Source organism: Pseudomonas sp. AO-1 (genome assembly GCF_019775695.1).
Lineage (GTDB): Bacteria > Pseudomonadota > Gammaproteobacteria > Pseudomonadales > Pseudomonadaceae > Aquipseudomonas > Aquipseudomonas parakoreensis.
Window position 1 is genome coordinate 2,528,700 of sequence record NZ_CP079947.1, and the last position, 12,096, is coordinate 2,540,795.

At 60.2% G+C, this 12,096-nt stretch carries 11 protein-coding genes; 2 read left to right on the forward strand and 9 right to left on the reverse strand.

From position 1 onward, the window contains the following. Positions 1–69 precede the first annotated feature (69 nt). From glcF to KVQ82_RS11785, 5 genes are all read right to left on the reverse strand, one after another. The gene (glcF, locus tag KVQ82_RS11765; protein WP_222018938.1) at positions 70–1,290 is read right to left on the reverse strand and encodes a glycolate oxidase subunit GlcF; all 1,221 of its coding nucleotides are present in this window, start codon (positions 1,288–1,290) and stop codon (positions 70–72) included. Between the two features lie 2 nt (positions 1,291–1,292). Then, positions 1,293–2,342 carry a glycolate oxidase subunit GlcE gene (glcE, locus tag KVQ82_RS11770; protein WP_222018939.1) on the reverse strand — a complete coding sequence of 350 codons (1,050 nt, stop codon included), beginning with the start codon at positions 2,340–2,342 and terminating at the stop codon, positions 1,293–1,295. Next, positions 2,342–3,841 carry a glycolate oxidase subunit GlcD gene (gene glcD / locus KVQ82_RS11775; protein ID WP_222018940.1) on the reverse strand — a complete coding sequence of 500 codons (1,500 nt, stop codon included), beginning with the start codon at positions 3,839–3,841 and terminating at the stop codon, positions 2,342–2,344. Before glcD ends, glcE begins: the two co-directional genes overlap by 1 nt. Positions 3,842–4,055: 214 nt before the next feature. Continuing rightward, positions 4,056–4,982: an alpha/beta fold hydrolase gene (locus tag KVQ82_RS11780; protein ID WP_222018941.1), complete on the reverse strand. Its 927-nt coding sequence runs from the start codon at positions 4,980–4,982 to the stop codon at positions 4,056–4,058. Positions 4,983–5,003: 21 nt separating this feature from the next. Next, positions 5,004–6,455, reverse strand: coding sequence for an NAD(P)/FAD-dependent oxidoreductase (locus KVQ82_RS11785; protein WP_222018942.1), 1,452 nt, complete (start codon positions 6,453–6,455; stop codon positions 5,004–5,006). A 172-nt stretch (positions 6,456–6,627) separates the two neighbouring features. Between KVQ82_RS11785 and KVQ82_RS11790 the strand changes: the two genes are divergently transcribed. Continuing rightward, the gene (locus tag KVQ82_RS11790; protein WP_145595235.1) at positions 6,628–7,701 is read left to right on the forward strand and encodes a diguanylate cyclase; all 1,074 of its coding nucleotides are present in this window, start codon (positions 6,628–6,630) and stop codon (positions 7,699–7,701) included. A 142-nt stretch (positions 7,702–7,843) separates the two neighbouring features. Continuing rightward, positions 7,844–9,079, forward strand: coding sequence for a M20/M25/M40 family metallo-hydrolase (locus KVQ82_RS11795; protein WP_222018943.1), 1,236 nt, complete (start codon positions 7,844–7,846; stop codon positions 9,077–9,079). Between the two features lie 64 nt (positions 9,080–9,143). Here KVQ82_RS11795 and KVQ82_RS11800 read toward each other — a convergent pair whose 3' ends face one another. The 4 genes from KVQ82_RS11800 to KVQ82_RS11815 all read right to left on the reverse strand — a co-directional run bounded on the left by KVQ82_RS11800 (position 9,144) and on the right by KVQ82_RS11815 (position 11,963). Next, on the reverse strand, positions 9,144–9,320 hold the full coding sequence (locus KVQ82_RS11800; RefSeq protein ID WP_186448468.1) for a hypothetical protein: 177 nt from the start codon (positions 9,318–9,320) through the stop codon (positions 9,144–9,146). Then, complete coding sequence (locus KVQ82_RS11805) at positions 9,317–9,997, reverse strand: transposase (RefSeq protein WP_222018944.1); 681 nt, start codon at positions 9,995–9,997, stop codon at positions 9,317–9,319. Before KVQ82_RS11805 ends, KVQ82_RS11800 begins: the two co-directional genes overlap by 4 nt. Further along, positions 9,994–10,767, reverse strand: coding sequence for a hypothetical protein (locus KVQ82_RS11810; RefSeq protein WP_222018945.1), 774 nt, complete (start codon positions 10,765–10,767; stop codon positions 9,994–9,996). The genes KVQ82_RS11805 and KVQ82_RS11810 overlap by 4 nt, the downstream gene beginning before the upstream one ends. 326 nt (positions 10,768–11,093) lie before the next feature. Further along, positions 11,094–11,963 (reverse strand): oxaloacetate decarboxylase, encoded by an 870-nt coding sequence (locus KVQ82_RS11815; RefSeq protein WP_007968750.1) that lies wholly within the window; start codon positions 11,961–11,963, stop codon positions 11,094–11,096. Positions 11,964–12,096: the final 133 nt, after the last annotated feature.

Here is a 12,096-nt window from a genome sequence, read left to right on the forward strand (position 1 = left end):
GTCACGTAAAGGATGGAGGAAAAGATCGCAGCCTTCGCCGACGGCGGCAAACGAAGAATCCTACGAACTTCATTCTGCCAACGACTGATCCACCAGTTCGATCCAGTGCAAAACCTGCGTGCGTCCGGCGCCGGCCAGATGATTCTGGCAGCCGACGTTGGACGTGACGATCAGCTCCGGGCGCCCGCTTTCCAGTGCATTGAGGCGGTTATCGCGCAATTGCCGGGCGAGGGTCGCTTGCGTCAGCGAATAAGTGCCGGCCGAACCGCAACACAGGTGACCGTCCGGCACGGGTGTGAGATTGAACCCGAGGCGGGTCAGCAGCGCTTCGACTGCGCCGCCGAGTTGCAGCGCATGTTGCAGGGTGCAGGGGCAATGCACGGCGATCCGCCGCTGGCGGGCGGCGCACACTTGCTCCAGCGGTTCCTGAGCGAGCAGTTGCACCAGATCCAGCGTTCGCTCACTGATCTGCCGCGCCTTGTCGGCGTAGCGCGGATCCTGCGCCAGCAGATGCCCGTAATCCTTGATGAACGCGCCGCAACCGCTGGCCGTCTGCACGATGGCTTCCGCGCCGTTTTCCAGGTGCGGCCACCAGGCGTCGATGTTCTGTCGGGCGCGCTCGAGGCCTTTGGCCTGGGCGTCGAGGTGATAGTCCAGCGCGCCACAGCAACCGGCTTCGGTCACCGGGGTGACGCTGATCCCCAACCGGTCCAATACCCGTGCCGTCGCATCATTGGTGTTCGGCGACAGGCCCGGTTGCACGCAGCCTTCGAGCAGCAACACCCGCCGCGCATGGCGTGGGGCGGGGCGTGAGCCGGTTACGGGCGAGCGCTGCGGCAATTTGCTTTCCAACATTCGCGGCAACAAGGGCCAGAACGTTGTACCCATGCGCAGCAAGCCCTTGAATACGCCCGGATTCGGCGCCAGTGCACGCAAGCCCTCGCGCAACAAGCGCTGGGCAGCGGGACGCGGTACGGCCTGATCGACCACCGCCCGCCCGATATCCAACAGGTTGTGATAGTCAACACCGGAGGGGCAGGTGGTTTCGCAATTGCGGCAGGACAGGCAGCGATCCAGATGCAACTGAGTCTGCTCGGTGGCCGGCGCCCCTTCCAGCACTTGCTTGATCAGATAGATGCGTCCGCGTGGCCCATCGAGCTCATCACCGAGCAACTGATAGGTCGGGCAGGTGGCGTTGCAAAAACCGCAATGCACGCAGGTGCGCAGAATCTTTTCCGCCTCGGCCGCACGCGGCAGTTGTCGGGATTGTTCGCTGAGGGTGGTCTGCATGGCTAGAACTCCGCGTACATCCGGCCGGGGTTGAACAGCCCTTGCGGGTCGAGTTGCGCCTTGAGTTGCTGGTGATAACGCATCAGCGTGCGCGGCAGCGGCTGGAACGGTGTGTCGCTGGCGCCATGGGTGAAGCAGGTGGCATGGCCACCGAGTTCCTGGGCGAGAATCTGAACGTGCTCGTGATCGGACTTCAGCCAGCGTTGCGCGCCGGCCCAGTCGATCAACTGCTGGCCGGGCAAGTCTTGCGGCCCGAGATTGTTCGGCAGCGACAGGCGCCACAGCGGCAGGCCTTCGTCGAAAAAGCTCAGGCGTTGCTCGTTTAAATCGCGCCAGAACACCGAGTCCAGCGGCTCGCCGCCGAGTCGTTGATGCGCGGCGGTCACCGAGCCTTCGCCGCCCTCCAGGCGCAGGTACAGGCTTTGCCCATCATGGCAGGCGCCGCTGATCGGCAACGGTTGCTGACCCCATTCGGCCAGCCTGGTGAGCGCTCGGGTGCAGTCGATATCGAGGCGGATGCTCAGGCATTGACGCGGTTTCGGCAGGACTTTCAGCGAAACCTCGGTGAGCACGCCGAGACAGCCGAAACTGCCGGTCAGCAGGCGTGACAGGTCGTAGCCGGCAACGTTTTTCATCACCTCGCCACCGAACCTCAAATGTTCGCCGAGGCCAGTGATGACCCGGGTGCCGAGGACGAAATCGCGCACCGAACCTGACCATGGCCGCCGTGGCCCGGACAGTCCGCTGGCAATCATCCCGCCGACCGTGGCGCCTTCACCGAAGGCCGGCGGCTCGCACGGCAGCATCTGCCCGGCCGCGTCGAGCGCCGCGAGCAACTCGCGCAACGGCGTGCCGGCGCGCACGCTGACCACCAGCTCGGTCGGTTCATAGCGCACGATGCCGCAGTGCGCGCGGGTGTCGAGCACTTCACCGGCCACCTCGCGCCCCAGAAACGCCTTGCTGTTGCCACCCTGGATTTTCAGCGGCGTGGCGTTGGCCCGGGCCTGATTGACCTGATCCAGCAGGGCGCCGCTGGCGTCGACGTCAGCCATCAAAAGCGCTCCAGTTCGGGGAATGGCAGTTGTCCGGCATGAATGTGCATCGCACCGAATTCTGCGCAGCGGTGCAGGGTCGGGATGTTCTTGCCGGGGTTGAGCAGGCCTTGCGGGTCGAACGCGGCTTTGACGGCGTGGAACAGGGTCAGCTCTGCGCTGTTGAATTGTGCACACATCTGATTGATTTTCTCGCGTCCAACGCCGTGTTCGCCGGTGATGCTGCCGCCGACCTGCACGCACAATTCGAGAATTTTCCCGCCCAACGCCTCCGCGCGCTGCAGTTCGCCAGGCTGGTTGGCGTCGAACAGGATCAGTGGGTGCATGTTGCCGTCGCCGGCATGGAACACATTGGCCACGCGCAAGCCGTATTCGGCGCCGAGGCGGGCGATGCATTGCAGCACGCCGGGCAACTCGCGGCGCGGGATGGTGCCGTCCATGCAGTAGTAGTCCGGCGACAAGCGGCCGATCGCCGGAAAGGCGTTTTTGCGTCCGGCCCAGAAGCGCACGCGCTCGGCTTCATCGCGGGCCTGGCGCACTTCGCTGGCGCCGGCCTGAAGCATGACTTCGCGGACCCGCAGGCAATCGTCGTGGACATCGGCTTCGACACCATCGAGTTCGCACAACAGAATCGCTTCGGCAGCGACCGGGTAACCGGCGTGGATGAAATCTTCGGCGGCGCGGATCGCCAGGTTGTCCATCATCTCCAGGCCGCCGGGAATAATCCCCGCAGCGATGATGTCGGCCACCGCGCGGCCAGCCTTTTCCACCGAATCGAAGCTGCCTAGCAGCACCTTGGCGACCTGCGGTCTGGGCAGCAGTTTGACCGTGACTTCGGTGATGATCCCGAGCAAACCTTCGGAGCCGGTGAACAGCGCCAGCAAATCGAAACCCGGCGAGTCGAGGGCCTCGCTGCCCAGTGTCAGGCGTTCGCCTTCGATGGTCAGCACTTCGATCTTCAGCAGGTTGTGTACGGTCAGACCATACTTGAGGCAATGCACGCCACCGGCATTTTCCGCGACGTTGCCGCCGATCGAACAGGCAATCTGCGACGACGGATCCGGCGCGTAATACAGGCCGAACGGCGCCGCCGCCTGGGATATCGCCAGGTTGCGCACCCCGGGTTGAACCCGTGCGGTGCGAGCCGCCGGGCCGATGTGCAGGAGGTTGTTGAACCGCGCCATGACCAGCAACAGGCCGCTTTCCAGCGGCAGCGCGCCGCCCGACAACCCGGTGCCGGCGCCACGGGCCACCACCGGCACGTGGTGTTGATGGCAAAGTCTAAGCAGGGTTTGTACCTGATCGAGTCGTCGGGGCAGCGCCACCAGCATCGGCGTGGTGCGATAGGCCGACAGGCCATCGCATTCGTACGGCTTGAGTTCGTCTTCGCGCCACAGAAGGTCGAGGTCCGGGAGGGCGTGCTGCAGGGTTTTCAGCAGCTCAGCCTTGTTCACTTCCGGTAGCGGGCCGTCGAGGCGTTCGTCGTAGAGAATGTTCATTTCACACAACCTTCTGCCAACCTTAATTCTTTGGATGAATAAGACTTAAGGTGGTGAGGAAATTCATTGTGGTGAGGGGATTCATCCCCGATGGGCTGCGGAGCAGCCCCAGTTCCAGCACTAAGCTGAATCAGACACACCGCATTTTCTGGGCAGGGGCTGCTACGCAGCCCATCGGGGATGAATCCCCTCACTACAAGGATAGTGTTGGGACTCATCGCTGACTGCCCAGAAACTCCCGATACAACCGCGCAGTATTCCCCGGTTGTTCGACCATCGGCATGTGCCCGACACCGTCCCACACTTCGACCCGCAGATTGACGATGCCCTTGCTCCACACCGGCACGCTGCTGACGTCGATCAAACGGTCCTTGCGCCCCCACAACAGCAGCGCCGGGCATTTGATTTCGGCCAGTTTCGGTTCCATCGGCGGGCTGGCGCGAAAGTCGCGGAAGATCTCTTCCAGCTCATCACGTTGGCGTTGGTAACGCTGGGCGATGGCGTCCAGCACCAGCCCGGGTACCCACGGTGGCGAGGCCATGGTCATCGCATAAAACTGGCGGAATTCTTCCCGGGAGTTGATCAGGAACGGGTTATGTCCACGGGCTAGATGGCGCTCCATGTCGCTGGCCTGCGGTGCGGTGACGCCGGCCGGGTCGATCAGTGCCACTGAGGCAATCCGGTCCGGGTAGGTTGCCGCCAGCCACGCTGCGATGTAGCCGCCCATCGAGTTGCCGATCACGTGGACTTTCTCCACACCGCACACGTCGAGCAGCTGGATCATGCGCTTGGCCTGCAGCGCAATGTCATAGCCGCCGCCGGCCTTGAAGCCGGTTTCACCGTGGCCGGCGATGTCCGGAATGATCACTCGGTACTGGCGGACAAAGTGCCTGGCGAAGCGCAGCCAGAGGTTTTTCTCGGCGCTGTAGCCGTGCAGCATCAGGATCGCGCTGGCGGCTTCATAGGGCCCACCTTGCCAGGTCGAGACGGTCATTTCGGCAATCGGCACTTCGATCTTGTGCAACTTGTACAGCCTGGCCTCGAGCGCCGTGCTCAGGTCATACAGCCAATGGCCGATCGCCGGATAACTCAACCAGCTCCAGGCCACGAAAACCGCGAGAGCGACAAACAGCACAAGCATCGACGTCTTCCTTTTACGTGTTCAGGACAGAATGTGGTCAGCCGGTTTCAGCGCCCGGGTCAACCGGTAATAGCTGAAACTGAAGCCCGGAAATATCGCGATCACATGACCGCTCTTGCTTTGATACCAACTGTGACAGCCGCCGGACTTCCATACCGTGCGCTCCATCTCACGGTGGATCATTGCAGTGTAGGTACGTTCCGCGTCGGGGCGCACTTCGATGCTGCGCAGTCCTCTTGCCTGCAGGGTGTGGATGCAGTCGAGGATGTAGTTCATCTGCGCCTCGATGATGAACAGCGCCGAGGTATGCCCGATGCCAGTGTTGGGCCCGGTGACGATAAACAGGTTGGGAAAGTCCGGCAGGCTGGTGCCCAGGTAGGCGCGCGGGTACTGCGCCCAGACATCCTTGAGTTGCACGCCGTGCCTGCCGGTCACCGGATAGGAGACCACGCCGTCGGTGGCGTCGTAGCCTGTCGACCAGATAATCAGATCGACATCGATGTGCTGGCCGTCCGTGGTGGTGATCCCGGTTTCATCGAGCGCGGCGATGCCTTGTTCGCGGCTGTGCAACGTGACATTGGGCCGGGTCAGCGCCGGGTAATAGGTGCTGGACAGCAGAATGCGCTTGCAGCCGATGGTGAAGTCCGGGGTGAGTTTTGCGCGCAATACCGGGTCCAGCACCTGTTGCTTGAGAAAACGCAGCGCCTGGCGCTGGACCAGGTGAATCGCCGGTTTCGAATATTTGAAGGCGATGACCCGCGTTTCGAATTGCCAGTAAAGCAGCCAGCGCAGCAGCTTGTAGGCCGGTTTTACCCCCAGCAGCCAGCGCTGAAAAGGTCCGAACCGTCGATCGGCGCGCGGCAGCACCCAATGTGGTGTGCGCTGGAATACGTGCAGTTGTGCGACCTCGGGGGCAATTGCCGGAATGACCTGCGCGGCGCTGGCGCCGCTGCCGACGATGGCCACGCGTTTACCGCGGTAGTCGTAGCTGTGATCCCAATTGTTTGTATGAAAAGTCTTGCCCTGAAAGCGATCCTGGCCGGGGAAGGGCGGGATCACCGGTTGGCTCAATGGCCCGGAGGCGTTGATCACGAACTGCGCGCAGAACATCCCTTTGTCAGTGTGCACCGCCCACTGCCTGGCGGCGTCATCCCATTCGATGCGTTCGACGTTGGTTTGCAGTTCCACGCGTTCGCGCAGGCCGAAGCGTTCGATGACGTGTTCGGTGTATCGGTGCAGTTCAGGCTGGGTGGCAAACATCTGCGTCCAGCGGTACGGCGCGAAGGACAGCGAGTACAGCGGTGAGGGCACATCCACCGCCGCGCCGGGGTAGGTATTCTGGCACCAGGTGCCGCCGAAGAACGCCCTTCGTTCCAGCAGGCGAAAATCGTCAATGCCGGCCTTGAGCAAATTGACCGCCGCACATTGGCCGCCAAATCCGCTGCCGATGATCAACACCTGGTAGGCGCGCATGGGTCTCCTTCTTATAGTCGTTTCACCGTTTTCATCCTTTCAGGTATAGCTAAAAATTCGCCGAGTGGGAGCGGGCGGCTGGGCGGTGATGGCTATTTAACGGCTGGCTGATAGACTCCCAGCACATCGGTCTGACGGTGTGCGCAGGTTCCGTTGAGTGGTCGAGGCCCTTATGCGAAACAAGGGGGGAAAGGGACTTTCACTGGCCAGGAGGCTTTATACATCGCGAACCCTCGGCCTGGTGCTGGGGTTGTTGTGCGTGAGCGTGGCGATGTACCCGCTTGACCCGCCGCCATGGGTCTGGGCACTGATGCTGTTCAACGGCCTGGTCTGGCCGCATCTGGCGTTTCAATGGGCTCGTCGCTCCAGCGTTCCCTACCATGCTGAACACCGCAATCTGTTGATCGACGCGTTTATGGGCGGCTTCTGGGTCGCCGCCATGCAGTTCAATCCGTTGCCCAGTGCCACCACCGTTTCGATGATGGCGATGAATAATGTCGCCATCGGCGGCTTGCGTTTTCTCGCGGCGGGCCTGGCGGCGCAGGTCCTTGGAATCGGCGTCGGTCTGGTGGTGTTCGCCCCGGCGTTCATCCCGCCCACCTCACCTTTACAGCTGTATGCCTGCCTGCCGTTGTTGATGTTGTACCCGTTGGCGCTGGGCTGGATCTGCTTTCGCCAGGCCTACACGCTGGGCCTGCACAAACGTGAACTGCTGGCCCTGAGTCGCACCGACAGCCTGACCGGTCTGCTCAACCACGGCGCCTGGAAGGATCAACTGGACATCGCGTTTCAACGTTGCCGTCGACAGCAACAGGGCGCGGCGATTGCGTTGATCGATATCGACCACTTCAAGTCGATCAATGACACGTATGGGCATGTGGCGGGTGACATCGTCCTGCGCCAATTGAGCAAAATGCTCAAGCAGAACCTGCGCGCTGCGGATATTGCCGGGCGCTACGGCGGCGATGAGTTTTGCGTGATTCTGCCCGACCTGCCGCTGTTCAATGCCGCGCAGGCCATGGAAGCCTTGCGCGAGCGTTTCGCCACCCTGGGTTACGAGCAGAACCCGGCGCTCAAGGTCAGCCTGAGCATTGGCCTGGCGGCTTATGATCCGGCGCATGGCGACGCGACCCGCTGGCTCAATGATGCGGACCAGGCGCTGTACGAGGCCAAGGCAACCGGGCGCAATCGGGTGATCTGCAACAATGACGATCTGCCGAAGCAGGAACTGCTCGATTCGGTCTGACTGCTCAGCACATTCACCTGTGCGAGCAGGCTCGCTCCTGGAAGTGTTCGGTGTCGGCGGCTCAGGTGTCGCATCCGCTATAGAGCCTTGCGTTGATGTCAGGTACGGTTTGAATCCCCCGACGCGAAACAAGGATCGATTCATGACGTTCTCATTTTCCCGCTCGCTGCTGGCCGCCAGCCTCGGCCTTTCCCTCGCCTTCAGCGCTGCCGGTGCCTTTGCCGAACCGCACAAGCAAGTGCTGACGGATGCCGAGCAATATCAACCCGAAGCCCTCAAACTACTGGAACGGCTGGTCAACATCGACTCCGGTTCCGGCTATGAGCCGGGCCTGAAGCAAGTCAGCGAGATCGCCATCGATGAGCTGAAAAAGCTTGGCGCCACCATCGAACTGGTGCCCAACACCCCGGAAAAATCCAACCACGTGCTGGCCACCTTCAAAGGCACCGGCAAGGCAAAAATCCTCTTGATGGCGCACATGGACACGGTGTTCAAGGAAGGCTCCGCGGCCGAGCGCCCGTTCCACATCAAGGACGGCCGCGCCTACGGGCCGGGGGTGATGGACGACAAGGGCGGCATCGTCGCCGGGATCTACGCGCTGAAGATCCTGAAGAACCTCGATTTCAAGGATTACGCGCAAATCACCTTCCTGCTCGATGCCAGCGAAGAAACCGGCTCGGACGTCGCCACCGACCTGATCAAGAAAACCGCCAAGGCCCACGACGTGACGCTCAACCTCGAACCGGGGCGTCCGGCCGATGGTCTGGTGGTGTGGCGCAAAGGCAGCGCAACGGCTCTGGTCGAGGTCAAGGGCAAGGCTGCGCACGCTGGCGTTGCGCCGGAGCTGGGACGCAACGCCGCGATGGAAGCGGCGCACCAGATTCTGCAACTGGGCAAACTCGGCGACGAAGCGAAGAAAACCACGATCAACTTCACCGTGCTCCAGGCCGGCGACCGCACCAACGTGATTCCCGATCACGCCACCGCCAAGGCTGACGTGCGCGCGGCCGTGCCGGAAGAATTCGACCGGATCGAGAAAGACCTGGCGCGGGTCTCGCAGGACAAGCTGATCGCGGAAACCGAAGTCACCACCAGCCTCAAACGCGGCTTGCCGCCGATGCCGCAAACGGCGGAGTCGGATCGCTTGATGGCGATGGCCCAAGGGATTTACGGCGAGATCGGCCGCAAGCTGACCGAAGAGGGCAGTGGTGGTGCGGCGGATGCCAGCCTGTCAGCCGGCGTGGGCACGCCGACGTTGGACGGTTTCGGGATTGTCGGCGGCAATATTCATACGCCGGAGGAGTACGCCGAAGTGGCGAGCGTGGCGCCGCGGATTTATCTGTTGTCGCGGATGATCATGGAATTGGCGGGCAAATAGTTGCCACGCGTGAAGGCGGCAGCCGTTAAGGCCTGCCACCTTCATACGGTGAATCCTGAAGCAATCAGGCTTGTTGCGGGGTGTTCCAGAATTGTTTGATTTCGTGAATGTTGCCCACGTTGTAACGTGGAATGATGCCTGTGCATGGCGATGCCGCAGCGGTTGCAACCGGCGTATTGATGACGTTGGCGCCGGCGTGCAGCAGTGGAGTCTGGTTCCAGTTATCGAGTTGCTTGTTCATGCAGATTTCCTTTCTGATTGAGTGAGCAGTGAAGTCTGCTCACGTTGTAGCCGTGACAGCAGGCTGTCATAGAGTGCTGTCTCCTGGCGGGCGATGCCGGGATAAGTCGGCACCAGATTGTCGTCGAAGCACCAGGCTTCTTCGGTTTTGGCTGCCTGCGGAGGATGAATAAGCAAACTCAGCGAGGCAGACATTGTTTCAGGTGGTAGCTGTTTGTGTACTTCCTTTAGTGGAAGCATGTGCAGCACCTCACCCGGAATAAGTTTAAGGACTCGTTCTTCGCCGAACTCGGGCCTTCTGCCGGCCTGCAGCGGCGCTTGATCCAGAATTTCCCGTGAAACGGTGGTGTAACCGTCACCGCTGTAACCCACGCAATAGAGTTCGAAGTCATGACTGTGGTTAAGGTCATAGATAAAGGTTTCCCTTTCATCCCGTGACGTGACTGGCGACCAGAACCCCAGGCGAACTGTAAACAGATCGTTAGAGTGCAGGACAAATGCATAGGCCCCATAAAGCCTGTTTTTGGTACTGAAGCCGTCCTGTTGAATCGTGGTGTAGAGGTACTCGCTCAACAACGTGCGGTTAGTCGCCAGTTGACGCAGATCTTCCACGATCCTTGAACTGTCCAGTTGCAGATCGTAAGTCGCCATGCGCTCGATAAATGACTGTAATTTCATGCCGCTTCACACTGGTCAAGCAAGTAGTTCAGGCGACTGTCTTGCAGGTTTCTCAACAGCGGGGCGCAACTTAGTGCGGCCTGACGATCCGTTCTGTTGATCATCTGAAAGGCCCGCCAGGCGACAGCGGGGTGATAGTGATAAATCAATTCCTGCGCCACTTTGCAGGCTCCGGGGTCCTGTGCTGCTTCGAGCAGTTCAAGACTCACCAGAAAGCGCGCGGCGCTGTCGTCATGAGGAAACCAGCCGATTTTGCGCAACGAGTGGGGGTCGAACACACTGATGTCGGCAGTTCTGTCGGGCAGATTGATGCTGCCAATAAACGCCGGGTGCCCGTTTCCATTCGGATTGCTGTCATACAGCATTTTGCTGCCGTCGATGAACAACGGATTTTCGGCATCCACGATCACCTGCTCTGCGCGAGTCAGATATTCACCGTCGAGCCGATAAAGCTGGATGGCATACGATTGCCCGTTGATGGCGAACAAAACGCTGTTTCCGGGTACGGAATATAGTTGCTCAGGCGCGGATGCGTTATCAGGTGCCTTGAGGCTGATGTTTCCATCTTTGTTGCAATATAACGTCAACGTTCCGGTGTGGATGTTGGTCGCTTTCATGATCGCGGCGTGACGGGACAAATTCTCGGTATCTGTTTCAGGTTCGGATAGCTGGTCGGCCAGGATCTTTACTTCGCTCCCCATGTTTGTTGTTTTGATGCAGGTGATAAGCTGGTCAGGCTTCAAGTCTGGGTTGAGCAGGTTTTTTATCATGGGAAGTCGCTTTGTCATTTTCTGTCAAATGTACTTTTTAGACTATTTGATCAGGCGTAATTATCAGGTTTGTTATTTCGTTTTGTTAAACAGATCTCCGCGCTTGAGGGTTTGAATGTTTTTGCTGTTTAACGGTTTGCGATTATAGAGAGGCGATATTTAATATCAACGCTGTAGTTGTTGTTAAATGTTGGTGTTTGTTTGTAGGTGTGTATCGCTGGTAGAAGCTGGCTATTATCAATTCGCCTTTTCTCGCAACTTGGCCGGTGACATTGCGTCTACCGGCCATCTTTAGAGTTGCCCGAAACCTTCGTATCAGTGAGCAATCACTCCTTGACGCTCATGTATTCCTTCGCCCACAGAATGTAATCCTCTGGCTGGGTGTAGGTGTGCGTCAGTTCGGTGGCACTCAGGTCCGAAGCCTGGGTGAAGATCTGGCGTTGCTCACGCAGGCTGTCGTAGGTGGCCTTGATCGCCGCGAAGTATGCGCCGTGACCGTCGATGGTTACGCGCACACCGAGTTCGGCCAGACGCTTGTCATCACGCAACGCCGGGTTGCCGTAGGTGACCAGCATCAGCGGCACGGTCAGGTGTTCGGCGATTTGCTCAAGCTGATCGAAGTCCTGCACGCCGACCATGCAGATGCCGTCGGCACCGGCGGCCTGGTATTGCTTGGTGCGGCTGATGATTTCCTGGTTCGGCAGAATGCCGGCGTTGGTGCGGGCGATGATCGCCATTTCCGAATCGACCCGGGCTTCCAGCGCTGCACGGATCTTGCCGACGCCTTCGGCAACCGAGATCAAGTCGGTGGATTTACGGCCGAATTGTGCCGGCAGCAGCGTGTCTTCGATGGTCAGGGCGGCGACGCCGGCGCGTTCCAGTTCGACGATGGTGCGCATCACGTTGAGAGCGTTGCCGTAGCCGTGGTCGGCGTCGGCGATCACCGGCAGCTGAGCGACGCGGCCAATGCGGGTGGCTTGCTCAGCGAACTCGCTGAGGGTGATCAAGGCGAAGTCGGGAGCGCCCAGCACCTGCAACGAGGCGACGGAGCCGCCGAGGATCCCCACTTCAAAACCCAGGTCTGCGGCGATGCGCGCGGACATCGGGTCGAACACCGAAGCCGTGTGGTAGCAGGTGTCGGAAGCCAGCAATTGACGGAAGTTACGGCGCAAATCTTGATGGGAAAGCCTGGTCATACGAGTTCCACCAATACAAAGGAATGGAACGGCTTGAGCAAAGGTGTCAACGCCGAAGAATGAAAAGGCTATCACGCGAATGGGTCAAGGTTCATGACGAATTTGCAAGTGAGGCGTTGATCACGGATGCAAA

Excerpts from the sequence above, each read along its gene's own strand:
- glcF (WP_222018938.1), bottom strand. The coding sequence starts at position 1,290 with ATGCAGACCACCCTCAGCGAACAATCCCGACAACTGCCGCGTGCGGCC.
- glcE (WP_222018939.1), bottom strand. The coding sequence starts at position 2,342 with ATGGCTGACGTCGACGCCAGCGGCGCCCTGCTGGATCAGGTCAATCAG.
- glcD (WP_222018940.1), bottom strand. The coding sequence starts at position 3,841 with ATGAACATTCTCTACGACGAACGCCTCGACGGCCCGCTACCGGAAGTG.
- KVQ82_RS11780 (WP_222018941.1), bottom strand. The coding sequence starts at position 4,982 with ATGCTTGTGCTGTTTGTCGCTCTCGCGGTTTTCGTGGCCTGGAGCTGG.
- KVQ82_RS11785 (WP_222018942.1), bottom strand. The coding sequence starts at position 6,455 with ATGCGCGCCTACCAGGTGTTGATCATCGGCAGCGGATTTGGCGGCCAA.
- KVQ82_RS11790 (WP_145595235.1), top strand. The coding sequence starts at position 6,628 with ATGCGAAACAAGGGGGGAAAGGGACTTTCACTGGCCAGGAGGCTTTAT.
- KVQ82_RS11795 (WP_222018943.1), top strand. The coding sequence starts at position 7,844 with ATGACGTTCTCATTTTCCCGCTCGCTGCTGGCCGCCAGCCTCGGCCTT.
- KVQ82_RS11800 (WP_186448468.1), bottom strand. The coding sequence starts at position 9,320 with ATGAACAAGCAACTCGATAACTGGAACCAGACTCCACTGCTGCACGCC.
- KVQ82_RS11805 (WP_222018944.1), bottom strand. The coding sequence starts at position 9,997 with ATGAAATTACAGTCATTTATCGAGCGCATGGCGACTTACGATCTGCAA.
- KVQ82_RS11810 (WP_222018945.1), bottom strand. The coding sequence starts at position 10,767 with ATGATAAAAAACCTGCTCAACCCAGACTTGAAGCCTGACCAGCTTATC.
- KVQ82_RS11815 (WP_007968750.1), bottom strand. The coding sequence starts at position 11,963 with ATGACCAGGCTTTCCCATCAAGATTTGCGCCGTAACTTCCGTCAATTG.